The organism is Bradyrhizobium sp. USDA 372, assembly GCF_053629095.1.
Genome location: NZ_JBRJHR010000001.1, coordinates 301,071 through 325,365 on the forward strand (window position 1 = coordinate 301,071; position 24,295 = coordinate 325,365).

Below are 24,295 nucleotides of genomic sequence, written 5' to 3' on the forward strand. Positions count from 1 at the left end.
AGACAGGCGCGATCCATGGCAAGTGAAATTCTGATTGTCGATGATGAGGCCGATATTCGGGATCTCGTTGCGGGCATTCTCGAAGACGAGGGATTCGTCACAAGGACCGCACGCGACAGCGACTCGGCGCTCGCCGAGATCGCCAATCGTCGGCCGCACCTGGTATTCCTCGATATCTGGCTGCAGGGCTCCAAGCTCGACGGCCTGCAGCTCCTGGAGCAGGTCAAGAAGGACAATGCCGATCTGCCCGTCGTGATGATCTCCGGCCACGGCAACATCGAGACCGCGGTCGCCGCGATCAAGCGCGGCGCCTACGATTTCATCGAGAAGCCGTTCAAGGCCGACCGCCTCATCCTGGTCGCGACCAGGGCGCTGGAGAACTCGCGGCTCAAGCGCGAGGTCAAGGAGCTGAAGCAGCTCGCGCCGAGCGCCAGCCAGCTGGTCGGCCGCTCGCCCAGCATGAACCAGCTGCGCCAGACCATCGAGCGGGCGGCCAAGGCCAACAGCCGCATCCTGATCGTCGGCCCCGCCGGCGCCGGCAAGGAGCTGACCGCGCGCACGCTGCATGCCGCCTCGGGCCGCGCCGACGGTCCTTTCGTCGTCATCAACGCCGCCGCGATCACGCCGGACCGGATGGAGCATGAGCTGTTCGGCGTCGAGCAGTCCAACGGCGAGCAGCCGCGCAAGCCCGGCGCGCTCGAAGAAGCGCATGGCGGCACGCTGTTCATCGACGAGATCGCGGACATGCCGCGCGAGACCCAGAACAAGATCCTGCGCGTGCTGGTGGAGCAGTCGTTCCAGCGCGTCGGCGGTACCGCCAAGGTGCAGGTCGACGTGCGCATCATCTCATCGACCGCCCGCAATCTCGAAGAGGAGATCACGGCCGGCCGCTTCCGCGAGGATCTCTACCACCGGCTCTCGGTGGTGCCGATCCGCGTGCCCGCACTGTCGGAGCGGCGCGAGGACATTCCGGAATTGATCGACTATTTCATGGAGCAGATCTCGGCGGGCAGCGGCCTGCCCAGGCGCCAGATCGGTCAGGACGCGATGGCGGTGCTGCAATCGCATGTCTGGCCCGGCAATGTGCGTCAGCTCCGCAATAACGTCGAAAGAGTAATGATTCTGGCCGCCGGTGGGCCGGAGGTCATCATCACCGCCGACATGCTGCCGCAGGATGTCGGCTCGATGGTGCCGGCGATGCCGACCAGCAACAATGGCGAGCACATCATGGGCCTGCCGCTGCGCGAGGCACGCGAAGTGTTCGAGCGCGACTATTTGATTGCACAGATCAGCCGTTTCTCAGGAAATATTTCCCGAACGGCCGAGTTCGTTGGCATGGAACGTTCGGCCTTGCACCGGAAGTTGAAAGCGCTCGGCGTCGGCTAAGGCTGCGACGCCGCGGCGGCATCTCGACAATAGGCCAAGAAAATCATCGATTTCCGTAATTTTTCGGGGCAATAGGGCCGGGCCTGCCGCTTGAAGCGGCTTGCCTAATATCCCGACCTGTCCTCTAATCGAACCGCTGTTCCTTCCGAGGGGGATCTCATGAGGGACGGCAACCGGAGGAGGCCCCGAACTCCACAAAGAGGGCCGCATCCGGCGCAATAAAAAGAAACTCAAAGCGAGAAAAAAACAATGGCGGCAGACCGCGCACAAAACCTACAGGACACCTTCCTAAATCACGTTCGCAAAACCAAGACGCCACTGACGATCTTTCTGGTCAACGGAGTGAAGCTCCAGGGCATCGTGACCTGGTTCGACAATTTCTGTTTGCTGCTTCGGCGCGACGGTCATTCGCAGCTCGTCTACAAGCATGCGATCTCGACCATCATGCCGGGCGCTCCGATTCAGCTGTTCGAAGGCGGCGAGGACCAGCCGGCTTGAGAGTGATCTGATTGGAACCCCGGAATTTCGACGGGGATGCCGACCGTCCACGGTCGGCAGGGGCTACGCAGACGGGGCGGGTGCTTGTCATCGGTCCCTACTTGCGCGTGCGCGCGGGCGGTGCCGACGCGCAATCGGAGACTCATGCCTTGCGAGACACCGAGGCCCGGCTCGATGAAGCCGCGGGCCTTGCGCGCGCGATCGATCTCGTCATTGCCGACGCCATCGTCGCCCCGGTCAGCCAGATCCGGCCCGCGACCTATATCGGCAAAGGCAAGGTCGAGGAGATCGCCGGGCTGATCAAGACCCTCGAGGTCGAGCTCGTGGTGATGGATTGCGCGCTGTCGCCGATCCAGCAGCGCAACCTCGAGAAGGAATGGCACGCCAAGGTGCTCGACCGAACCGGGCTCATCCTCGAAATCTTCGGCCGTCGCGCCAAGACCAGGGAAGGCTCGCTGCAGGTCGAGCTTGCGCATCTCAACTACCAGCGCTCGCGCCTGGTGCGCTCCTGGACCCATCTCGAACGCCAGCGCGGCGGTTTCGGCTTCATGGGCGGTCCCGGCGAGACCCAGATCGAGGCCGACCGCCGCCTGATCCAGGAGCGCATCTCCAAGCTGGAGAGCGAGCTGAAAAAGGTGCAGGCGACGCGGCGGCTGCATCGCGCCGGCCGCCAACGCGTGCCGTATCGCGTCGTCGCGCTGGTCGGTTACACCAATGCCGGCAAGTCGACGCTGTTCAATCGCCTGACCCGCGCCGACGTGCAGGCGGCCGACATGCTGTTTGCGACGCTCGATCCCACCTTGCGGGCGCTCAACCTGCCGCATGGCGGCAAGGCGATGCTGTCGGACACCGTCGGCTTCATCTCCAACCTGCCGACGCAGCTCGTCGCCGCCTTCCGCGCCACGCTGGAGGAGGTGCTGGAGGCCGACGTCATCCTGCATGTCCGCGACATCTCGCATGAAGACGCCGAGGCGCAGCAGAGCGACGTTGACGCGGTGCTGCGCCAGCTCGGCATCAACCCCGACGATTCCGGCCGCATCATCGAGGTCTGGAACAAGATTGACCGTTTCGCCCCCGAGCAACGCGAAGAGCTGCTCAACATCGCCGCGCGCAGGCCGGAGGATCATCCGGCGATGCTGGTCTCAGCCGTGTCGGGCGAGGGCATCGATGCTCTGCTCGCCGCGATCGAGCAACGCCTGGCCGCCAAGCGCACCACGCTCGATCTGTCGATCGACGCCGCCGACGGCGCCGGCATCAGCTGGCTGCACCGCAATGCCGAGGTGCTGTCGAAGGAGCTGCACGACGGCCGCTTCGACATGACCGTGCGGGTGGACGAGACCAAGCGGGACATCGTGGTGAACAGGTTCGACGCCGTGCCGCATCACGCCACATAACGGCGCGATGCCATTGGTGCGCGGCATCGATCGCATCTGGCGACGAGAGATCACACGCGGCATGGATCGCTACACCCTCGTGCGCGCTACGCACGGGGCACGAACGACAGCTGACCTGGCGGCGTGCTGACGCTCGTCGGTTGCGAACTTGATCAGCACATCAGAACGGAATTGTCAGGCCCGGATGTTTGGCTTGCGCCCTGGTATAGGCGACGCCGTGAACCTTGATACCACGCGTGTCCAGCAGCGAGATAATGCCGCCCTGGTTCGACAATTCCATCGGCTTCTCCACGACGACGGCGAGCGTTCCTCCGGCTGCGATCTTCCCCGACAGCGTCATCTTCTTCTTCTGCTTGTCGGCCAGCTTCCAGCCGGTGAGATCGATGTCGCGATCGGCCGTGTTGAGCAGTGTGACGACTTCGCGCTCCGGCGTCTTCACGGCGTTGACGAGTGCCGCAATGATCCGCACGAGCCCATCCGGCATTTCCTCCGTCGGAGGGGCCGTCGGATCCAGCGGCGCTGTCGGCGTGCCGCCGCCGAGATCAATCGGATGACCGGTCTCGTCGTCAGTGTGCCAGGCCTGCGTCTGGAATTTGAGAAGGACTGCCGTCCATAAATTTTGCTCCGGGAATTCGAACACGAGCCCGCCGTCCTGCCACGGCCCGTTGTCGCCCGAGAACCTTCCGATGGGATTTCCCTGGTTCATATGGATGTCGTGAATGCCGCGTCCCGGCCTGAAGCCGAAATAATTGTCCGCCTTGGTCTCGGGGCCCCATGTCTCGCCGAACGCGTAGACCATCGCGCTTTCGTCCGAGAGTGCGCGCTGGACGAACTGGTCGAGCTTCTCGTTGAGGTCGTTGTCCGGCCCAGGCACGGACAGCGGCAGCGGCACCATCTCCTGGGGCTGCATCAGATTACCGCGGATGAAGTCCAGCGCGATGCTGTTGGGCTGGGGGGCCTGCGGGTGCAGCCCCTCCGGGAGTGCCGCGAGTCGTTCGGTGATCGGATGGACGAAACGAGATCGCACCAGGAATTCGACCTCGCTTCCGTCGGCCGACTGCACGTTGACGGCAATGCGGAAATCTTCACCGCCGGCGACGATATGGACTTGATAGTGCGGCGACCTGCCGGTGCCGAAACGCATCGCAATCGGGCGTCCCTTGAGGACTGAATAATGTTTCAATGGCATCGCGCTTCACCTGCCGTAGGGGGGGGTGGCTGCGTCAGAATTATACAACTTTAGACTGTCTGCGGTGACAATTTCATGGCGGCGGCTTGACGCATCTTTCCGTGCGAGCCGCTGGGGGCGGTCAATCGGGGTACATTGCTGACCGATCGGCGATGGATGGTGTTGCCGGATCTCTCCGCCACCGCACCCGACTAAGCGGCGGTCTTCGCCGCATTCCACAGCGCGTCCATCTCCGCCAGCGAGGCCTGCTCCAGCGTCCGGCCCTGCGCCGCCAGCGCCCGCTCGATATAGGCAAAGCGCCGCTCGAATTTCGCGTTGGTCGCACGCAACGCGGCTTCCGGATCTGCATCGACATGGCGGGCAAGGTTGACCAGCGCGAACATCAGGTCGCCGGTCTCTTCCGCCAGGCCCGCGCGGTCGTTGCGGTCCAGCGCGGCTTCGATCTCGTCGGCTTCCTCGCGGATCTTCTGCAGGACCGCGCGCGGGTCGTTCCAGTCGAAGCCGACGGTGGAGGCCTTGCGCTGCAGCTCCATCGCGCGCGTCAACGCCGGCTGGCCGGCCTTCACGCCCGACAGCAGCGACTTGTGCGTCGGCGTCGCTTCCGGCGGCCGGCGCGCGGCGCGTTCGGCCTTTTCCTCGGCCTTGATGCGGTCCCAGACCTCCTTGACGTGGTGCGGGGCGAGATTGCCGTCCTTGTCGGCGAAGACGTGGGGATGGCGGCGGATCATCTTGCGGGTGATGGCCTCGACCACGTCACCAAAATCGAACGCGTTCTGCTCTGAGGCCATCTGCGCGTGGAACACCACCTGAAGCAGGAGATCGCCGAGCTCCTCTCTGAGATCGTCGAGATCGCCGCGGGTGATGGCGTCGACCACCTCATAGGCTTCCTCGATCGTGTAGGGCGCAATCGTCGCAAAGTCCTGCTCGAGGTCCCAAGGGCAGCCGGTCACCGGGGTGCGCAGTGCCGCCATGATTTCGATCAGGCGGGAGATATCGCGGGAAGGGGCCATTGCCGGGCAGTCTCCTGGGGTCCAGAGCCTTATGCCAAAAGCGGACCCCCAATCCCAGCGCAAGGCGGCGGAACAGGCCGATTTCCACCGATTGGCGAGCAAGTCGCGCAATGCTAAAGCGCGGGCCATGAGCGACGCATTTTCTTCCGAAACCGCGCTGGTGCTGTTCTCCGGCGGCCAGGATTCCACCACCTGCCTCGCCTGGGCTTTGAGCCGCTTCGCCCGCGTGGAGACGCTGGGGTTCGAGTACGGCCAGCGCCACGCCATCGAGCTTGACTGCCGCGACCGCCTGCTCGACGGCATCAAGGGCCTGCGCGCCGATTGGGCCGCAAGGCTCGGCGAGGGCCACACGCTGTCGATCCCGACGCTGGCGGCCGTTTCCGAGACGGCGCTGACCCGTGACGTCGCGATCGCGATGGGCGCGGACGGCCTGCCCAACACTTTCGTGCCGGGCCGCAACCTCGTGTTCCTGACCTTTGCCGCGGCGCTGGCCTACCGGCGCGGCATCCGCCACATCGTCGGCGGCATGTGCGAGACCGACTATTCCGGCTATCCCGATTGCCGCGACGAGACCATTCGCGCCATGCAGGCCGCGCTCTCGCTCGGCATGGCGAGGCCCTTCGAGCTGCACACGCCACTGATGTGGATCGACAAGGCCGCGACCTGGAAGCTGGCGCACGATCTCGGCGGTGAAGGGCTGGTCGATCTCATCCGTGAGCAATCGCACACCTGCTATCTCGGCGAACGCGGCGCGCTGCATGAATGGGGCTATGGCTGCGGCGAGTGCCCGGCCTGCAGTTTGCGGGCGAAGGGGTGGAACGAGTACGTGGCAGGGCGGTAGGGTCGCTCCGCCGTCATTGCGAGGAGCTCGCGACAAAATTGCGCAGCAATTTTGCGCTGATGCGACGAAGCAATCCGGACTGCCGCCGCGGAGGGATTCTGGATTGCTTCGCTTCGCTCGCAATGACGATCTCAGTGACAGCTAGCCAAAATCCTCCTCCCGCAGCTCGATCGGCTTGCCGTGTGGTGTGCGATCTGCGGCGTGGTCCCAGGCGTCGCGATAGCGGTGCAGCGTTTCCATCGACGCGACACCCTTGCGCGCGACGAGGCCCTCCAGCGTGGCGAGCCAGTGCAGATAGTAGGTCTCGCCGGTGTCAGGATCGCCCGCGGCCTGGGCGCGCTTGATCTCGTCGGCGAGTGCTGCGGCCCATTCCGGCCAGGTGAAAACGCCGCGCTCGTGCAGGCTCAAGGCCATCGCGAACGCATGCGCCTCCCAAGGCGCGCGGAACACCGGGCCGTCGTCGTCGCGCGGAATGCTCGGGATCGCTGCCGTCGCCGCGGCCGCAAGTGCGCCGCTCATCACGCCGGATCCAGATAGGGCTCGAACGCGTCGATCGAGACCTTCAGCGTGGGATCGCCGTCCTCGCCCCAGAGGTCGCGGCCCTCGAACACGACGGTATAGAGCCATTGCGGGTTCTCGCCGCGCTCCATCGCCGCCGTATCCGGAAACACGTGACAGCCGTGATTCAGCTCGACGACACCGACATGGCCGCGGACATAGCGAGGCAGCCGCGTGTGGGTCGCAGGATGGATGTTCTTCGCCCGCACGCGATCGCCGATCTTGAATTTCGCCGGAGCCGGGGCAGGGCGGTCGAACTTGCCGCGCACCATCACGCGCTCGACATTGGCGCGGTCGAACGTGCCGTGCTTGAGCGCCTTTGCGGGCTGCATCGCATGGCCGGCAGCGACCTCCTCGCGGGTGAGATAGCCCTTGTCGATCAGCATCTCCTCGAGCCCGAGAAACCATTTCTTGTAATAGGAGCTCGACAGATAGACCTGCGGCGGCAAGGTCTCGCGATAGAAGCGCGAGGTGTCGATGTTGAAGGCGCCGGCCGCGCCCATCGCGCGCACCATGGCCAGCACGCGCGATTCCCATTCCCAGTGAAACATCGGCTCGTTCGGCTCGGGCTCGACCTTGCCGAACCCGTCCATGCCGCCCATGTCGTGCACGCCGTTCACGACGGTGCTCCCGGCGTCTTGGGAAAACCAGTGCCGATCATGGAGTCGCGCGTCACGAGCTCGGCGAGCTGCTCCTCGCTCCAGCCTTCCGTGCCGGCGGGGCGCATCGGCAGCACCAGGAAGCGCGTCTCGGCGGTGGAATCCCACACCCGGATCTCCGTGTCCTTCGACAGCGCGACCCCGAAATCGGCGAGCACGCCGCGCGGATCCTTCACCGCACGCGAGCGGTAGGGCGCGGCCTTGTACCAGACCGGCGGCAGCCCGAGCATTTCCCAGGGATAGCAGGAGCACAGCGTGCACACGACCATGTTGTGCCGCTCGGGCGTGTTCTCGACCACGACGAGATGATCGCCGACGCGGCTGACATGGCCGAGCGTGCCGATGGCCTTGGAGCCATCCTCCAGCAGCGCCTTCCTGAACGCCGGATCGGTCCAGGCCTTGGCGACGACGCGCGCGCCATTGTGCGGGCCGATCTTGGTCTCATAGGCCTGGATGATGGCATCGAGCGCAGCCGGCTCGACATAGCCCTTCTCGGTCAGGATCGTCTCGAGTGCGCGCACGCGCAGCTCGGTCTCGGACAGCTCGGAATGGTCGTGATCGTGGTGATGGTCGTGATCGTGGCTCATGGCGCGAAGATAGGCGCAAGGGTCCGTTTCTGTCGAGCGTTCGTTGCAGCCCAATCCGGCCACGTGTTCGTGACGCTGTTGTGCGCTGACATTGCTGTCGGCAACCTGGCGAAGCCATCGCAAAAGATGGTCCAGACGGCCATTGATTGCACCGAGGACAATCCGTATACGCGGCGCAAAGACAAAAGGGCTCCGTCAGGCCGGAACGACGCGACGACAATCGAGGGATCTACTTCGCATGCCACCGCAGTGCTGCCGGTGGGTGCTGGCGGTCGGCTCGGGCATCGCCGACCTACCAGTCACGACGCTGGCCATGCTTTACATGTATTCGCTCGGCCTGATGGCGTGATCTCGCTTCTTACGCACCGGACCTGCGCCGATGTATTTCGGCAGCGGCTATATCCGGAAGGGCAGTTCTGGGCCTTCGGACTGCTCTATTTCGCGGGCACCTGCTGATCGTGCTGCCCTGGTTGAGGGTCTACCGAGCCAGTGTGGAGGCTGACGCGGCGGAGGAATTTTCTGCTTCAGGGAGTGATCGGGAAATCTTCGTCCAACTCCTGCCAAATATCTGAAATTGCAAGAAAGACTGGAAAAGGCCATGGTGCGTGCTGCGGTGCAGCGCGTTCGTTCCGGATCCTCACCGCTGTCTCTCTCCCGTCGCGCGATGCCGACTTGGTTCCCGAGCGCCCAACTGGGAACGCGAACTATTGTGCATGAAGGCTGCCTCCATGAATGCCCACCAATCGCTCGCGATTGGACGACCGATCGAAACGCTTGAAGCGATTTCACCCGCGCCGGCCGAGCCCGACGCGATGGTCCGTTTCGCCAATATCTCGAAGACCTATCCGGCCTATCGCGGCAAGCCCGGCGTCGACGCGCTGCAAGACATCGACTTCGCGATACCGCGCGGTTCCATCACAGGCGTGATCGGCCGCTCCGGCGCCGGAAAATCGAGCCTGGTCCGGCTCATCAACGGGCTGGAGAAGCCGACCACGGGCCGCGTGATCGTGGACAACAGGGATATCTCGGCGCTCACCGGCCGCGAGCTGCGGCTGGCGCAGCGCTCGATCGGCATGATCTTCCAGCATTTCAATCTGCTGTCCTCGCGCACTGCCGCCGACAACATCGCGCTGCCGCTGGAGATCGCCGGCTGGGCCAAGGCCGACATCAAGGCCCGCGTCGCCGAGCTGCTCGCACTGGTCGGTATCGCCGACAAGCACGATCGCTATCCTTCCGAACTGTCCGGTGGCCAGAAGCAGCGCGTCGGCATCGCCCGCGCGCTGGCGACGCGGCCGAGCGTGCTGTTGTCGGATGAAGCGACCTCGGCGCTCGATCCGCAGACCACGCGGGCGATCCTCGATCTGCTTGCGAGCATCAACCGCGAGCTCGGGGTGACCATCGTGCTGATCACGCATGAGATGTCCGTGGTGCGCCAGCTCGCCAAGGAGGTGGTGGTGTTAGACGCCGGCCGCGTCGTCGAGAGCGGCCACGTCGCCGACATCTTCACGGATCCCAAACATCCGATTACGCAGTCCTTCCTGGCCGAGGTGATCGGCGACAGCCTGCCGGTGTCACTGGCGAGCCGGATCGTTTCGGAGCAGGCTGCCGGCGGGCAGGCCGTGATCCGGGTCCAGGTGCGCGGGGCAGGGGCCGGCGACACATTGGTGGCCCGGCTCGCGCGCGAGCTCGGGCTCGACGTCGCGCTGCTGTCGGCGCGCATCGACGAGATCGGCGGCCAGCATGTGGGCTCGCTGACGCTCGGACTTCCCGGCGGCGAGGACGCGGTGACGCGGACGCTCGCCTGGCTCTCTCAATATCAATTCTCGGCGGAGCGTCTCGGCTATGTCGCCTGAACTCATCAACCTGATCATCCAGGCGACCTTCGAAAGCCTGTACATGGTCGGCATCGCGGCGCTGCTCGGCACCGCCTTCGGCCTGCCGCTCGGCGTGTTCCTGGCCACCAGCCGCAAAGGCGAGCTGTTCGCGGCGCCCATCGTCAATCGCGTGCTCGGCATCGTCGTCAATGCGACGCGCTCGACGCCCTTCATCATCCTGGTCGTCGCCATCATCCCGTTCACGCGCCTCGTGGCCGGCACCTCGATCGGCTCGACGGCGGCGATCGTGCCGCTGACCATCGCCTCGACGCCGTTCATCGCGCGCCTCGTCGAGGCTGCGATCCGCGAGGTCGACGGCGGCCTGATCGAGACCGCGTCCTCGTTCGGCGCCTCGCCGCTCCAGATCGTGTTCAAGGTGCTGATCCCGGAGGCGCTGCCGGGACTGCTGCTGGCGCTGACGCTCGCCGTCGTCAGCCTGCTCGGCTACTCCGCGATGGTCGGCGCGGTGGGCGGCGGGGGCCTTGGCGATCTCGGTATTCGCTACGGCTATCAGCGCTTCATGCCGGAGATGATGCTGGCCGTCGTGGTCGTGCTGATCGCCCTGGTGCAGATCGTCCAGAGCGCGGGCGATTACCTGGCACGCCGGGTCAATCGCCGGCTGCGGCATCGCTGAAACATTTCCCGATGTTTCAGACAGGGCGATTCTGCTTCTGCCTGGAAACATTCCAAACTGCGAAGCGCGCCTGAGCGCATTCGTCGCAGGTGCGGCGCACACGTCTGGAGAAATTCTAACGCGGTTCCTATCGCACTCGAAAACCGGCTGAGCTAGGGCGGGGCATCAAAAACGGTACCGGCGAAGCCGGCAGTGCGTGGGGCCTCGAAAGACGTGAGCGACTTTCAATTTTCTTCGCGTGGCGACACGCGTCGTCGACAGATTCAGGTACTTTTCCTCGGGGCGGTCAGCACATTCTCTCTCGTCATTCCCTTCGCTACCGTGGAGGCGCAGACGCAAATTCCTGCGGTCACCGTCGAAGCGCCGGCGCAGCGCGCCCGTCCTGCGGCCATTGCGTCCTCGCGACGGGCGGCGGCGCGAACCGCACGCGCCAATCGCAGCGGCCCGGCGCAGCAGGCTGCGCCAACGCAGTCGGCGTCATCGAATGGCGCCACAGGCGAACGCGCCAATGGTCCGGTACGCGGTTTTGTCGCCACGCGCAGCGGTACCGCGACCAAGACCGATACGCCCCTGATCGAAACGCCGCAGTCGGTGTCCGTCATCACCACCGACCAGGTCAGGAACCAGGGCGCGGTCTCGATCGGCGAGGCCCTGCGCTACACCGCCGGCGTCAGCGGCGATGTCAATGGCGGCTCGGACACCCGCTTCGGCGGCCTCCAGATTCGCGGCTTCGACATGACCATGCCGGGCCTCTACGTCGACGGCTTGCGGATTCCCTCCAGCAATTACGTGCACTTCAATGGCCTCGAGCCCTATGGGGCCGAGCGTATCGAGGTGCTCAAGGGCCCGTCCTCCGCGATGTATGGCGGCAGCGGCACCGGCGGCATTCTCAACTACGTGACCAAGCTGCCGACGGCGCAGCAGTTCGGCGAGGTCTCGATCTCCGGCGGCAGCTTCAACCGCTATCAGGGCCAGTTCGACATGGGCGGCCCCGCCAACAAGGAAGGCACCGTGCTGTGGCGCCTGACCGGCGTCGTGCGCGACGGCGAAACCCAGGTCGACTTCAGCAAGGACAATCGCGTCTTCATCGCGCCCGCCGTCACCTTCAAGCCGAACGAGGACACCACCATCACCTTGCTCGCCAACTACCAGAGGGATCGGGCAGGGTGGGGCCTCCAGTTCCTGCCGGCCTCGGGCACGGTGTGGCCGAACAATGGCCGCACCATCCCGGTCTCGTTCTTCGCGGGCGTGCCGAGCTTCGACGCATTCAACACCGAGATCGCAACAATCGGCTACCAGCTCTCGCACGATTTCACCGACTACCTCACGTTCCGGCAGAACCTGCGCTACGCCTACCAGCACAACGAGGAAAAGGTGTTTTACGGCGGCGGCTATGCCGATGAAGCCGCAGGGCAGCTCGCACGCTATGGCAGCTACAGCAACTCCTACATCAATTCCTTCGCCGTCGATAATCAGCTCCAGGGCAAGTTCACCACCGGCATTCTCAGCCACACCACGCTGGTCGGCGTCGACTACCGCAACACGTCCTTCCGCGACACCGCCTATGGCGTGACGACCTCGTCTCCGACGATCGACGTCTTCAACCCGGTGTACAGCTACGACTATGCCGTGGACGGCCTGCCGAGCGACAAGACCGGCGTCAAGCAGTCGCAGGTGGGAATTTACGCGCAGGATCAGATCAAGCTCGGCCGGCTCTCGTTCCAGCTCGGCGGCCGCCAGGATTTCGTGACGACGCAGGTCGACAACGGCATCTTCAACACCACGGTCGCGAAGGACGCCTCGGCCTTCACCGGCCGCGCTGCCGTGATGTACAATTTCGACAACGGCATCGCGCCCTATTTCAGCTACTCGGAATCGTTTTTGCCGCTGCTCGCGACCGGATTTGGCGGACAGATGCTCAATCCCGAGACCGGCGTCCAATACGAGGTCGGCGTCAAGTACCAGCCGATCGGCTGGAACGCGCTGTTCACCTTCGCCGCGTTCGACCTGACGCGCGACAACCTCGCTGTGTACGTGCCTGCAGCCACCTTTTACGAACAGATCGGGCAGGTGAAGTCGCGCGGCATCGAGCTCGAAGGCACGATGTCGCTCGCCGACGGCTGGAACCTGCGCGCGGCCTATGCCTATGTCGACGCCATGGTCACGCAGGATCCGGTCAACGTCGGCAAGGCGCCGGTCACCGTGCCACTCAACCGCGCTTCGCTGTGGAGCGACTACACGCTGCAGAACGGGCCGCTCGCGGGCCTGCAGTTCGGCGGCGGCATCCGCTATGTCGGCGCGACCTGGGGCGACGACGCCAACACCTTCAAGGTGGGCGCCTCGACCGTGCTGGACGCCCTGCTTGCCTACACCCATGGCAATTGGCGGCTGTCGCTGAACGTGACCAACCTGGCCGACACGCGCTACGTCGCTGCGTGCTATAGCCTGGCGGGCTGCTTCTATGCCGAGGGACGCAAGGCGATCGGCAAGCTGACTTATCGCTGGTGAAATCAAAGACGGTCCGGCACCCGGGGGCCGGACCCGCTGGATGAGAGTGGAAGACGATGAGAGCGATATTCGGCAGGCTGCATCGCTGGGCTGGACTGCTCACGGCCGGATTCCTGTTCTTCTCCGGCATCACCGGCGCGATCATCTCCTGGGATCACGAGATCGACGACGTCCTGAACAGCCATCTGTTCGATGTCTCGACGAAGGGGCCGGCCATTCCCTCGCTCGAGCTCGCCAAGATGATCGAGCAGCGTGATCCCCGCGCGCGCGTCGTCTACCTCTTCATGACGCCGGAGCAGGGCCACTCGCTGTGGTTCTTCGTCATGCCGCGGATCGATCCCGCGACGGGCAAGCGCTACCCGCTCGACTACAATCAGGTCTTCCTCGATCCCAACACCGGCGCGGAGCTTGGCCGGCGCTATTGGGGGGCGGTGTGGCCCGTCACGCGGGAAAACTTCGTCTCGTTTCTCTACAAGCTGCACTACACGATGCACATTCCGGAATTCTGGGGCAGCGACCGCTGGGGCATGCGCGTGCTCGGCATCATCGCCATCATCTGGACCATCGATTGCTTCGTCGGCTTCTACCTGACGCTGCCCTCGCGCCGGCGCGCCAAGGCGGCGCGCGCGCCCGCGGTCGCGCGCCAGCTCGAGCGCGGCTTCTGGGCGCGCTGGGCGCCGGCCTGGACCATCAAGACCTCGGGCAGCGCCTACCGGATCAATTTCGACATCCATCGCGCTTTCAGCCTGTGGACGTGGGGTGTGCTGTTCATCATCGCCTTCACGGCGTTCTCGCTGAACCTCTATTTCGAGGTGTTCTCGCCGCTGATGAAGATGGTGTCGAACTACACGCCGACGCCCTACGAGCAGCGGCCGTACCGCGATCTCGACGATCCCATCGAGCCCAAGGTCACCTTCGCCGACATCGCCGCGCGCGCCGCGGCCGACGGCAAGGCGCGCGGGTGGACGGTCCCGGTCGGGTCGATCAATTACGGCCCGGCCCATGGCGTCTATGCCGCCGCCTTCTTCCACCCCGGCGACGATCACGGCGCCGGCGGCGTCGGCCCGGCGCAGCTCTATTACGACAGCGAGGACGGCCGTCCCATCGGCGAGCGACTGCCCTGGGTCGGCACCGCTGCCGACATCTTCGTGCAGGCGCAGTTTCCGCTGCATTCGGGCCGCATCGTCGGATTGTTCGGGCGCATCCTGATCTCGGTGATGGGCCTCGTGGTCGCCGCGCTCTCGGTCACCGGCGTCGTGATCTGGTGGCGCAAGCGCCGCGCCCGGGTTCGCGTACGCGAGACCGCGGCCCTGCGGCTGAACCGGCAGCAACTCACGCCGGCAGAGTAGGGCACCCGCGTTCTGCCAGCGGATGAACCTTCGCACCCGGCGTCGGCACAAAGATGGGAGATCGCTCTCCAGTCTTCCGGAATTGCAATGAGATTGCCTGCCTTGCTCTGCCTGCTCGTCCTGGCCGCACCTGCCCGTGCTGCCGCGCCCGAGCAGCACTATCTCGACCTGCGCGACCGCTACATCGCAAAATTCTCCAGCGCCAAGGAGAGCGACGAGATCTACAAGCAGCATGATGCGGCCCTGAAGGAGCTGGCCAGCGTGCTGCGCGGCCTGGTCGGTCCGGTCGCGATCAAGGGGCTCCCGGCCGAGGGCAAGTCGAACGTCGATACGCTGTTCAAGAGCGACATCGGCTTCGGCCATCTCGACGGGCTGAGCTTCGCTTCCGAAGGCGACAAGATGCAGGCCGTGGTGACCACGACCGGCCTGCTCAGGCACTGGCTGGGCGAGCATCGCGAGGACGGCATGCCGCAGGAGAGCGGCGCAGCGTTGAAATCCGACCGCTTCTATTATTATGCGATCCAGGACGCCGCCTTCGCGATCTATGCGGAGCTGCCGATCACCAAGCCGGCAAGGGCGAGCGTCGCAGCCGCTGTGCTCGGCGTGCGCGGCAATGGCGACCTCAAGGGTCCCCCGGACGAAATCGACGTCGTCGCGATCCAGGGCGACAAGGTCTATTTCCTCGCGGCAACGGAGGCCGTGAAGACCGCCCCGATTCCGGCCTGCGAGAAGGTCTGGAAGCAGATGATGGCAAAGCCCGTCGACAAGAAGGATCCGCGCGGCGAGATGGCCCGCGAAGACAAGGCGATGACCGCCTTCACTTCGTGCTTCGCCAAGGAAGCCCCGAGCCAGAGCTGGTATGCGGCCGCCGTCAAGAAGGCGCAGAGCCAGTTGGAGCGGCTGCCGCTTCCCTAGAACGCCAGCTCAAGATCCTCCACCTTGATACTCCGCCTTGGCCTGTGCCGGCGAGGCGGCCGACGCGCCGTCCGGCAAAGGGCAAGACATGAGATTTTTGAGCAAGTTAGACCGATAAGCGCCGTGTTCGGCGGATGCAATCCGCGAGCTTCCACTTGCGGGTTAGGCGAGATACTATGGCCTTTTGTCATACTTGCTGCATCCGGTCTGGCACCAGCTGGGGACCGTTCTTGCGGTTCGTCAACGATTTGGCTGCGATTGACGATGAGTACGCAAACCCGCGATCCAAAAGGCGAACGTCATCGATTGACGGTGCTGTTCTCTGACCTTGTGGGGTCCACGGCCCTGGGCAGAGATGTCGAGTCCGAGCACCTTTCCGAGCTCCTCAGCCAATTGCGGCAGATCTGGCATCGCGCGGTGGCGAAGCACGGCGGTCACATCATCAGAACACAGGGAGACGGTGCCCTCGCGATTTTCGGCCATCCCCAGTCGGGCGAGGACGACGGTCGTCGTGCTGCAGAAGCAGCGCTCGATATTCACCAATGGGTCGGGCAGCTGCGCCACGATGGCGTGTCGCCGGCGCTGATGCCGCTGCGAATGCATTCGGGTATCCATGCCGGCACCGTGCTCCTGACCCAAGGCGACATCGAGTCCGGCCGGTATGACCTGATCGGCGATGTCGTAAACACGGCGGCGCACCTGTCGCGTCACGCCGGTCCGGATCAGATCCTCGCCAGCCTCGATGCCCTTGGGCCGCACGCCAACTTCTTCGAGCTCGGTGCCCACCTCCCATCGGGAGGGATTTCCGGAATGCCGCAGGCGAGGCTGGTGCTGAGACGAAGCACGGCGACCCGACGCTTCGAGGCAACCGCGCGCCGCGGCTTGACACCCTTCATCGGCCGCAACGAGGTATTCGGCTTCCTGACACGCTTTCTGAGCGAGGCACCTCCGCCCGCGCAACGCTGCACGGTCGTCGTGGGCGGCCCCGGCCTCGGCAAGACACGCCTTCTGGAAGAAGTGCTGGAGCACGTCGGCACCGAGCGCTTCAGGCTGCTGCGGGGCAGTTGCGAGAGTTATGTCGGTGCCGAGGTTCTGCAACCGTTCCTGCAAATGCTGCGCTCCGCACTCGGAATAGGCCCGGATGCGTCCATCGTTGAGGCCAAGGAGACCGCGCGCACGGCTCTGGAGCCATGGGCCGCCCAGCTCGGCCCGCATGCAGAATCGATCCTCGCTCTGGCGTCGGCCGGCGCCGATGCGCGCGGCGGCCGCATCACCGTCGACGGCGTCGTCGGCGATCTCCTCGCGTTCTTCACCGGCGTGTCGGCGCACGGCCCGCTGGTGCTGGTGATCGACGATTGGCAATGGTCCGACGATGCAAGCCGCCAATTGCTCCAGGCCTTGCTGGAATTGCCCAACGGACCTCGTGTCATCCTCGCCAGCCGGCCACGCGAGGACGGCACCGAATGGATTTCAGGCGCGCCGCACCTGCTCCTCGAACCGTTTCAGGGGCCCGAAACAGACCTTGCCGTACGCCGCTGGGTGCCGCAGGCCGATCCGTTCCTCGTCGCGCGCATCCACGCCTACGCGGGCGGAGTGCCGTTGTTCATCGAAGAGCTCTGCCATTCCATCGCCGCCAACGATCCTGCTTCATTCGAAGCGCGCAGCAAACAGGGCTGGATCGCAACACTGGTCGCCTCGCGCCTGGCACGCCTGCCGTCCGATGAGGCGAAGGTGGTCCGCGCCGCGGCCGTCATCGGCAACACCGTGCCGCACGGCTTGCTGGTTTCGGCCTGCGGCAGCGAACCCGACCCGGCCATCGTGCGGGCATTGGCCGATGCGGACTTTCTCTATGCCGATCCAGGGGGCGACGTCCTGCGCTTCAAGCACGGCATCACGCGCGACGCGGTCTACGACAGCATTGGCCTGCACGAGCGTCAGGCATTGCACAAGCGGATCGAAGCCACCTTGCTGGCGCGGTCCGAGCAGGCTGATCGCGAGGACGCGATGGAAGCTCTGGCCTATCATTCGCGCGGCGCAGGTCATTGGGAAAGCGCCGCCCGCTATGCCGAACGCGCCGGCGACAAGGCCATGGCTGCATTCGCGCTCGATCGTGCCAGTGCGCAGTACCAGGTCGCCATGCAGGCGCTGGATCGCGTGCCGGATCGCTCCCGCGAGCAATCGCTGCGCTGGTGCTTGCTGGCCAATAAGCTTGGTATGGCCAACATCTTCGACCCGCTGTCGCTGACCGACGATACGTCCGTGTTCGAACGCGCGGTTGCGATCGCGTCCTCCCTCGGCGAGACCGCCGCGATGGCCAGCGCCTATGAATGGCTCGGCTACATGTGCTACGGGTTCGGCCGTTTCCGGGAAGCTGTGACGCACACGCGGACGGCACTGGAATTGGCGCGCAAGCTCGGTGATCATCGCCTGATCGCCCAGATCGAAGCAACGCTCGGGCAAATTCTGGCCGCAAGCTGTCAGTACGACGAAGCCATCGCCCTGATCGACGCTGCCATTTCGACCAAGCAGCAGCGCACCCGGCGGCATGGCGCGATATCCTTCGGAGCGGCCTACGCGCTGTCGTGCAAGGGCGGCATCCTCGCGGATCGCGGCGATTTCGACGGTGCCCACGCATGTTTCCGCGAAGCCATGGCCCTGGTCGAAGGCTCGACCCATCCGGTCGTCAATTCCGTACGCAACTGGATTGCGGTCGCGCTGAACTGGCAGGGCCGCTGGCGCGAGGCGGAGCAGCTTGCCGTCGAAGGGGCGCGCATCGCCGAGAACACCCGCAGTCTGCTGCTGCTGGCGGATTGCCGGGCCGCCTCGGGATTTGCCCGCTGGTCGGCGGCCGCCGACGCCGATGGCTTGCTGCAGCTGCGCAACGCCGCGGAATGGATGGAGCGGCGCAATTTTCAATTCTACACGTCGGTTCAATATAGCTGGCTCGTCGAGGCGGCGACGGCCGAAGGCGACGTCGAGACGGCACGGCGATATGCCGCCCATGTCCTGCGCCGCGCGCGCGAAGGCGAGCGGCTGGGCGAGGCGGCAGCGTGCCGCTCGCTGGCGAGGCTCGCAGCCCGGCGCCAGGATCTTAGCCTCAGCGAACGGTGGTTGCAGCGGGCCGAGGCCTCCGCAGGCTGGCGCGGTTCGCTGCGCGATGCGGCCCTGAACCTGGCCCTGCGCGGCGAGCTTCTCGCGGGGCAGGGGCAGGGCGAGGCGGCCCGCCAGACCATGATGGAAGCTGCCGAGAAACTCAAGGCGCTCGGCATGCACTGGCATGCGGAGCAGGCGATCCGGCTCTTCATCGGCACACCCGTCGTCTACGCCAACGAGCAACTCGGTCGTGCTCAGCCTTGTGCCGTCTAGTCGCTGCGCCGCCTGTCCTGAACGGCTCTAAATTTAGCGCAGAGCTGGACTCGGCGGCGCGGGAACCCTTCCGTCCATCGTCAGGCTCATTGGAATGGGGCCGGCCCGCAAGGGTAGCGGCGTCTCCACCAATGCGCTGAAGAAACCCAGCATCACTGCCAATGCCGGATCTGCTCCGGGACATGAATGCGTGGGATGCCCCGCGACCCTGCGGTTGCCGCCGAAGGCGTGATAGAGGTCCTGACGACCTTCGGCGAGATTTTGCTGGGTGGCGGAGACCGCGCCGGCGACGATGACGTCCCCCGGCCTGACCTCGACACCTCCGATGGTTTGCGAAACGACGGCTGTGCGCCAAATCAGTTCGGGCACCGCGCGAAGTTGCATCGCGGGGATGAAGTCGTCTCTCAGGCGGTTGAGGGCGTCCATGTAGTTCTTTGCTTCCGTGCCGGCATAGCGAGCGCGCAACGCCCATAGCGTTCCTTCGCGCAGCCATTCGTTCAATATCCTGCGCAGGTTGCCGTCGACGGTCGGAATGAAGCCCATCATGGCGCCGGCGATGGTACGAGCCACGAACGGAATGTCGCCGGTGCCTCGCGGCGAATTGTAAACCGCCTTCGTCACGGGTCCGCTCGTCGGCCCGAACTGCGTCAGGAAACTCTCCATGGCGCGGCGCGCAGCGTCGCCATGTGCCGCGCCGATCGCCTCCACCGTCGTGTTCGGGTGGGGTTGGAAGATGTAGCGCGAAGGGGAGAGGAAATGGCCGGGATAACCGGGCGGCTCGCCTGGCTTCCAATCCCAGCGATAGCCGATGCGGCGGAAATGCCCCCCGTCTTCGCTCAACCCGAACCACGCTTCGCAGAAGGCGGCGAGCAGCGGATCCACCAATTCGTGCACGTCGACGGTCAGTTCCCAGCTCGCTTCGCCGTCGCTAGCGGCATAGTCAATCATCTGCTTGACCATGAAGCCCAGCACCTTCTGTGTGACTGTGCGCGCCAGCTCGAATGCGGCGGGTTGGTCAAGGGCCATGATCGCAGCGTTGCAGGCTGCGGATTCCTGCTCATAGACTTGGTCAGGCTGTCCGGCGTCGCGGCCAAGATAGAGGATGCCGAACGACCGCAGCATGCGGGGAAGGTAGCCGGTGATGGTCAGCTTGGTGTCGGAATCGGCAAAGACCCGGTAGACCATGTCGCGGTCGGCGACCAAGACACCGAAGGGCGTGCGGAGCGCGCCGCCGTGGCGCTCGCGGATCGCAGCCCAGATCGACGCGTTGACGAAATGCGAGGCCGAATCCGGATCTTCGAGCGCCGTCTTCCATGCGGCCATCGCCGCGGCTTCGCCCTGCCGGCTCTCGATCAGGCGCAGACGCGCGATCTCCTTTTCCCCCTGATCGACGCTCCACGTCACCGCCGGTTTGTGGCCCTGGCTCGCCGCCCATTGCTGCAGGTCGGCAAGCGCCTTCTTGGATGGCGCAAAGAAATACGCTCCCCATTCCAGACGAACGAACGGACGAGGTTCATCGTGGAGCCGGTCCGAGCCGTCCAGCGCCACGCGAATGGTTTGGCCTCCATGCTCGAAACGGAAATGTCGGAGCCGGCCAGGCTCGGCGAGGCCGAGGAAAGGATCGCTTACCCCCGAGGACGACGCCGAGCTGTTGCCGCCGGCCAGCCAGCTCTGCACCACCTCGAACTGCTCGCCGAGGCTGGCATTGTAGGCCATGAAGACCAGGCCGCGTTCTGGTTGCTGGCCGGATTTGGCGGTTTGCGCGTCGACGGGCGGACCGTAGGACATGCCACGCCTGACGATCCGTGGGGGCCTGGCGCCGGCATCCGCCTTGGTGATCGAGAGGCGCGGATTGGCGCGCCGTATGTGTGCGTGAAACGGGCACAGTTGGGCCTGTGGATCGGCGTCGTAGTTGAAGTCGTTGTAGCCTTTGTCGGGGGGCGGAGTAGGGGTCAGGGGTTGGCCGGCCTGGGGATGGCCCGTCGGCCAGCGTCCCATCATCTTGGCCATCAGCATCTCGCGCGTCAGGGCAGGTGCGTCCGGTCCGGCCGTCTCGGTCGCCTGTCGCGTCGCGCGGCACAGCACGTCCTCGAGCTGCTCGACATCCTGTCGCAGCTTGCGCAGCGCCATGAAGCTGCCGTCGCGGAGCATTGCGTGAGCACGATTGGTCGCGTCGCCGAGCGGCGCGGTCTCGTCCGCGAGGTTGGGGTAGCCGCACAGAATCTCGCCAAGATGCACCCGATTGGAATAGACCTCGCCGGCCTCGCTCGCGTCCAGCACCGGGTTCGAACTGCCATCGGCGAAACCAAAATGGTCCTTCATGTTCTCAGAGGACCCAACACGTTGCCGCTGCATCCACTGAATCGACAGCGGCCTGACGCCTGGATCCACCTCGACCAGGCGGTTCATTTCGGCCATCAACGGTTTTCTCGCGTCCGCCGCCGTCTGCGGGTCCTTGGTCGGGTCCTTGGTCAGCAGGCGAAGCTGAAGGACGGCATGGACGGAGCTCATGCTGATGCGCGGCGCCGGGGCGCCTTCGGGCAGGTCCGGCGCGTTGATCCCGAGAGCCCAGTTGCTGGCCGGAAGGCGCCATCGCTGGGGATGATTCCAGCGCACGTCGCCGAGCAAGCCGGCGCGTCTTTCCATGCCCTGCACAAACTCTTCCGGCAGTGTGCGCACCTCTTCGTCTGACAGGCCGGCCTGGCGCAGCCCCTCGACGGTGAATGCGATGTTGGTGACGATCTGTCCGGGTGTCAGAACGTCGGCCGCGGACGTCACCTGCAGGACGTCGAGAAATGCCGCCAGCGCAGCCGGATTGGCGAACTGCAACAGCAGCAGGCAGCCGTGATCCGAAGCGGGGTAGGCGGAGAGAATCCCGCCTTGCACGTTGCAGCGATCCTGCAACGGCGATTGGGGCGGCAGGGCGAGCGGGAGCTTTTGTCGCACCGGCGCCACGTCGGGCGGGGTCATCAACCAGTGCAGCGCTTCTTCATAGCGCCGGCTGGCGCGTTTGACGCCTTCCGCATAGGCGGGAGTGTTGATCATGGTGACGAATTCCGGCAGCAGCTCGTGGGCGGCCCGATGCAGAACCACTCCGTCATGCGTCCCCGGCGGATAGAAGTCGGCCAGACGGTAGAGCCCCGCCAGCGCAAGGATGCCGTGGCGAAAGGCGGGCCGGCCGGCCGCTTCGGGGGTGAGCGGTTCGCTGAAGCCGGCATTGCTCGGATCGACGCCCTGGAACACCGAGCGTCGCGCAATCTCTTCCGGCGACGGAATCCTCATCCGCGTGACGATCTGATCGGCGCCGGCGCCCGAGGCGCGCCGATAGACCCGCTCCTCCATCCGCAGGAAGCGTGTGTCATCCACGGTCAGGTCGGGGGTGGCGTAGAGGAAATAGGCTTCAGTCTGCCTGCTCTTGAGCCAGATACCCCAGTTTTCGTACGTGTTCTCGTGACCGAGCACGTAGCCCTCGGTATTGCAGAAGATGAGGTCGAGCAGCCGGGCGGCCTTCTGCCAGATGACGCGGACATAGGCCTCCCAGGAGCCGTCGAACGTCGCGGTGAGCAGCACGTAGTCCACGGCATCGACGGAATCGTCCTCGGGTTCGAGCACGGCGATGCCCACCGAGTGGATCCGTCCGACGCGGTCCACGGAATCGGACAGCACGCGGGCGAGCTCGTATTCATACGCATTGGCGCGTCCGCTATTCAGCGCCCGCAATACATATTTGACGCGGGTCTTGTACGTGGTCGCATCCAGGGAGGGCACGAACCCCTTCTTGATCGGAGCCATCACCCTGAAATCGGACGTGCCGGCCATGCTGCCGGTCTTGATGGTCAAATCACGACGCATGTCTCTGGCTCCCCCGGGTCGCACGCGGGCTGGAGGCGCCTTCGCGCCTGGGCCCGGCAACCGAAACGTGTTTCGTTATGCAACGCTATTTGAGAATAGTGCGGCTCTCGGCCGTTCAATTGTATGAACTGGCCCACACTCTCCGAACTTTCGGGCGCGGCGCGCAGGCGGAAGTTTCGCCGGAGCAATGCAATCAGCTAGCCTGCGAGAGCGGCATAGGTTTGAGCCCGGGAAGGGGCCGCAATCGCTCGCGCGCGAGCTAGCGGTGCAGCTCACAGGCCGTGCAGACAGCGGTCGGCATCCATATCCCTGATTCGCATAAGGTATATTATGGAATATATTTATCTACAATCAGATCAATAGTTTAGCCAAAACTCCTTCAGCCGTATCTCCACTTGAGCGCTGGTTGCGGCCTGCGCCTCGACCGTCGCCTGAGCTCGTGTTTGCTACTGTGCATGGGGTTGTTTTTGCAGATTTGAAATCGGGTCTCCTGTGCCGAAAGCCGATATTGCCGTGACCTTGTCCGGCTGCAATAAGCGAGGCTTCCGCGAGATCGCAGATGACCTTAAGGCGACCGTCCGTATAGGTTTGCATCTCAGAACAACAACAAACCTTCCGAGGAAGCAGACCCATGGTCTTTTCGACGCGCTTTTCCCGACGCACGCTTCTCAAGGCCTCCGCCGCGACCGCGGTCCTGGGCGGCATCGGTGCGCCCCATGTGGCCCGCGCCCAGAGCGCCGAGTTCACCTACAAGTACGCCAATAACCTGCCCGACACCCATCCGCTCAACGTCCGCGCCAAGGAGATGGCGGCGGCGATCAAGACCGAGACAGGCGGCAAGTTCGACCTGCAGATCTTCCCGAACAACCAGCTCGGCTCGGACACCGACATGCTGAGCCAGATCCGCTCCGGCGGCGTCGAGTTCTTCACGCTGTCGGGCCTGATCCTGTCGACCCTGGTGCCGGCAGCGTCGATCAACGGCATCGGCTTCGCGTTCCCGGACTACGATACGGTCTGGAAGGCCATGGACGGCGATCTCGGCGCCCATGTCCGCGGCGAGATCAAGAAGGCCGGTCTCGAGGTCATGGACAAGATCTGGGACAACGGCTTCCGCCAGACCACGTCCTCGACCAAGCCGATCACCGGGCCTGACGACCTCAAGGGCTTCAAGATCCGGGTGCCGGTGTCGCCGCTGTGGACCTCGATGTTCAAGGCGTTCGATGCCGCACCGGCCTCGATCAATTTCAGCGAAGTCTATTCGGCGCTGCAGACCAAGATCGTCGAGGGCCAGGAGAACCCGCTGGCCATCATCTCGACCGCCAAGCTCTACGAGGTGCAGAAATACTGCTCGCTGACCAACCACATGTGGGACGGCTTCTGGTTCCTGGCCAACCGCAGAGCCTGGGAAAAGCTGCCGCAGGACGTGCGCACCGTGGTCGCCAAGAACATCAATGCCGCCGCCGTCAAGGAACGTGAGGATACCGCCAAGCTGAATGCCAACCTGCAGCAGGAGCTCGCGGGCAAGGGCCTGACCTTCAACCAGCCGGCCGTGGCGCCGTTCCGCGACAAGCTGCGCGCTGCCGGCTTCTATGCCGAATGGAAGGGCAAATATGGCGATCAGGCCTGGGAGCTCCTGGAGAAGGCCGTCGGCAAGCTGTCGTAACGCGTTGGGCCC

At 64.8% G+C, this 24,295-nt stretch carries 17 protein-coding genes and 1 pseudogene; 12 read left to right on the top strand and 6 right to left on the bottom strand.

Features of this window, described 5'->3' with window-relative positions; translation table 11 throughout:
• Positions 1–15 precede the first annotated feature (15 nt).
• From ntrX to hflX, 3 genes are all read left to right on the top strand, one after another.
• A complete protein-coding gene (gene ntrX / locus AB7M16_RS01490; protein ID WP_453942942.1) occupies positions 16–1,386 on the top strand; it encodes a nitrogen assimilation response regulator NtrX in 1,371 nt (456 codons plus the stop codon).
• A 249-nt stretch (positions 1,387–1,635) separates the two neighbouring features.
• Positions 1,636–1,884 carry an RNA chaperone Hfq gene (gene hfq / locus AB7M16_RS01495; RefSeq protein WP_007591126.1) on the top strand — a complete coding sequence of 83 codons (249 nt, stop codon included), beginning with the start codon at positions 1,636–1,638 and terminating at the stop codon, positions 1,882–1,884.
• A gap of 11 nt (positions 1,885–1,895) precedes the next feature.
• Positions 1,896–3,278: a GTPase HflX gene (gene hflX / locus AB7M16_RS01500; protein WP_453942943.1), complete on the top strand. Its 1,383-nt coding sequence runs from the start codon at positions 1,896–1,898 to the stop codon at positions 3,276–3,278.
• 160 nt (positions 3,279–3,438) lie between these two features.
• Here hflX and AB7M16_RS01505 read toward each other — a convergent pair whose 3' ends face one another.
• Both AB7M16_RS01505 and mazG read right to left on the bottom strand, forming a co-directional pair.
• Entirely contained in the window at positions 3,439–4,467 is a 1,029-nt protein-coding gene (locus tag AB7M16_RS01505) for a DUF2278 family protein (RefSeq protein WP_439363029.1), read from the bottom strand.
• A gap of 191 nt (positions 4,468–4,658) precedes the next feature.
• Positions 4,659–5,477, bottom strand: a complete 819-nt coding sequence (gene mazG / locus AB7M16_RS01510) for a nucleoside triphosphate pyrophosphohydrolase (RefSeq protein ID WP_453942944.1) — start codon at positions 5,475–5,477, stop codon at positions 4,659–4,661.
• Between the two features lie 127 nt (positions 5,478–5,604).
• On the opposite strand from mazG, the gene queC reads away from it, so the two are divergent.
• Positions 5,605–6,318: a 7-cyano-7-deazaguanine synthase QueC gene (gene queC, locus AB7M16_RS01515; protein WP_453942945.1), complete on the top strand. Its 714-nt coding sequence runs from the start codon at positions 5,605–5,607 to the stop codon at positions 6,316–6,318.
• A 141-nt stretch (positions 6,319–6,459) separates the two neighbouring features.
• Here the strand turns inward: queC and AB7M16_RS01520 are convergent, their stop codons facing one another.
• Genes AB7M16_RS01520 through nthA form a run of 3 tightly spaced genes read right to left on the bottom strand, consistent with a single transcriptional unit; the run spans position 6,460 to position 8,122 of the window.
• Complete coding sequence (locus AB7M16_RS01520; protein ID WP_453942946.1) at positions 6,460–6,837, bottom strand: nitrile hydratase accessory protein; 378 nt, start codon at positions 6,835–6,837, stop codon at positions 6,460–6,462.
• Entirely contained in the window at positions 6,837–7,496 is a 660-nt protein-coding gene (gene nthB / locus AB7M16_RS01525; protein WP_212257063.1) for a nitrile hydratase subunit beta, read from the bottom strand. Before nthB ends, AB7M16_RS01520 begins: the two co-directional genes overlap by 1 nt.
• Positions 7,493–8,122 (bottom strand): nitrile hydratase subunit alpha, encoded by a 630-nt coding sequence (nthA, locus tag AB7M16_RS01530; RefSeq protein WP_453942947.1) that lies wholly within the window; start codon positions 8,120–8,122, stop codon positions 7,493–7,495. The genes nthB and nthA overlap by 4 nt, the downstream gene beginning before the upstream one ends.
• Before the next feature lie 231 nt (positions 8,123–8,353).
• On the opposite strand from nthA, the pseudogene AB7M16_RS01535 reads away from it, so the two are divergent.
• From AB7M16_RS01535 to AB7M16_RS01565, 7 genes and pseudogenes are all read left to right on the top strand, one after another.
• Positions 8,354–8,601, top strand: a pseudogene (locus tag AB7M16_RS01535) (anion permease); the annotation flags it as partial.
• 234 nt (positions 8,602–8,835) lie between these two features.
• Positions 8,836–9,975 carry a methionine ABC transporter ATP-binding protein gene (locus tag AB7M16_RS01540; RefSeq protein WP_453942948.1) on the top strand — a complete coding sequence of 380 codons (1,140 nt, stop codon included), beginning with the start codon at positions 8,836–8,838 and terminating at the stop codon, positions 9,973–9,975.
• Positions 9,965–10,630 carry a methionine ABC transporter permease gene (locus tag AB7M16_RS01545; protein ID WP_212257066.1) on the top strand — a complete coding sequence of 222 codons (666 nt, stop codon included), beginning with the start codon at positions 9,965–9,967 and terminating at the stop codon, positions 10,628–10,630. Before AB7M16_RS01540 ends, AB7M16_RS01545 begins: the two co-directional genes overlap by 11 nt.
• 192 nt (positions 10,631–10,822) lie before the next feature.
• A complete protein-coding gene (locus AB7M16_RS01550) occupies positions 10,823–13,138 on the top strand; it encodes a TonB-dependent siderophore receptor (RefSeq protein WP_453942949.1) in 2,316 nt (771 codons plus the stop codon).
• Between the two features lie 56 nt (positions 13,139–13,194).
• Positions 13,195–14,487 (top strand): siderophore utilization protein FsrB, encoded by a 1,293-nt coding sequence (fsrB, locus tag AB7M16_RS01555; RefSeq protein WP_271498330.1) that lies wholly within the window; start codon positions 13,195–13,197, stop codon positions 14,485–14,487.
• A gap of 87 nt (positions 14,488–14,574) precedes the next feature.
• On the top strand, positions 14,575–15,402 hold the full coding sequence (locus tag AB7M16_RS01560) for a hypothetical protein (RefSeq protein WP_453942950.1): 828 nt from the start codon (positions 14,575–14,577) through the stop codon (positions 15,400–15,402).
• 264 nt (positions 15,403–15,666) lie between these two features.
• Positions 15,667–18,768, top strand: coding sequence for an ATP-binding protein (locus AB7M16_RS01565; RefSeq protein ID WP_453942951.1), 3,102 nt, complete (start codon positions 15,667–15,669; stop codon positions 18,766–18,768).
• Positions 18,769–18,801: 33 nt separating this feature from the next.
• Here the strand turns inward: AB7M16_RS01565 and AB7M16_RS01570 are convergent, their stop codons facing one another.
• Positions 18,802–22,620, bottom strand: coding sequence for a hypothetical protein (locus AB7M16_RS01570; protein WP_453942952.1), 3,819 nt, complete (start codon positions 22,618–22,620; stop codon positions 18,802–18,804).
• Between the two features lie 631 nt (positions 22,621–23,251).
• On the opposite strand from AB7M16_RS01570, the gene AB7M16_RS01575 reads away from it, so the two are divergent.
• A complete protein-coding gene (locus tag AB7M16_RS01575) occupies positions 23,252–24,283 on the top strand; it encodes a TRAP transporter substrate-binding protein (RefSeq protein WP_453942953.1) in 1,032 nt (343 codons plus the stop codon).
• Positions 24,284–24,295 lie beyond the last annotated feature (12 nt).

Coding starts and splice junctions, on each gene's coding strand:
- ntrX (WP_453942942.1), top strand. CDS start 16: ATGGCAAGTGAAATTCTGATTGTCGATGATGAGGCCGATATTCGGGAT.
- hfq (WP_007591126.1), top strand. CDS start 1,636: ATGGCGGCAGACCGCGCACAAAACCTACAGGACACCTTCCTAAATCAC.
- AB7M16_RS01505 (WP_439363029.1), bottom strand. CDS start 4,467: ATGCCATTGAAACATTATTCAGTCCTCAAGGGACGCCCGATTGCGATG.
- mazG (WP_453942944.1), bottom strand. CDS start 5,477: ATGGCCCCTTCCCGCGATATCTCCCGCCTGATCGAAATCATGGCGGCA.
- queC (WP_453942945.1), top strand. CDS start 5,605: ATGAGCGACGCATTTTCTTCCGAAACCGCGCTGGTGCTGTTCTCCGGC.
- AB7M16_RS01520 (WP_453942946.1), bottom strand. CDS start 6,837: ATGAGCGGCGCACTTGCGGCCGCGGCGACGGCAGCGATCCCGAGCATT.
- nthA (WP_453942947.1), bottom strand. CDS start 8,122: ATGAGCCACGATCACGACCATCACCACGATCACGACCATTCCGAGCTG.
- AB7M16_RS01540 (WP_453942948.1), top strand. CDS start 8,836: ATGAAGGCTGCCTCCATGAATGCCCACCAATCGCTCGCGATTGGACGA.
- AB7M16_RS01545 (WP_212257066.1), top strand. CDS start 9,965: ATGTCGCCTGAACTCATCAACCTGATCATCCAGGCGACCTTCGAAAGC.
- fsrB (WP_271498330.1), top strand. CDS start 13,195: ATGAGAGCGATATTCGGCAGGCTGCATCGCTGGGCTGGACTGCTCACG.
- AB7M16_RS01560 (WP_453942950.1), top strand. CDS start 14,575: ATGAGATTGCCTGCCTTGCTCTGCCTGCTCGTCCTGGCCGCACCTGCC.
- AB7M16_RS01565 (WP_453942951.1), top strand. CDS start 15,667: ATGAGTACGCAAACCCGCGATCCAAAAGGCGAACGTCATCGATTGACG.
- AB7M16_RS01570 (WP_453942952.1), bottom strand. CDS start 22,620: ATGCGTCGTGATTTGACCATCAAGACCGGCAGCATGGCCGGCACGTCC.
- AB7M16_RS01575 (WP_453942953.1), top strand. CDS start 23,252: ATGGTCTTTTCGACGCGCTTTTCCCGACGCACGCTTCTCAAGGCCTCC.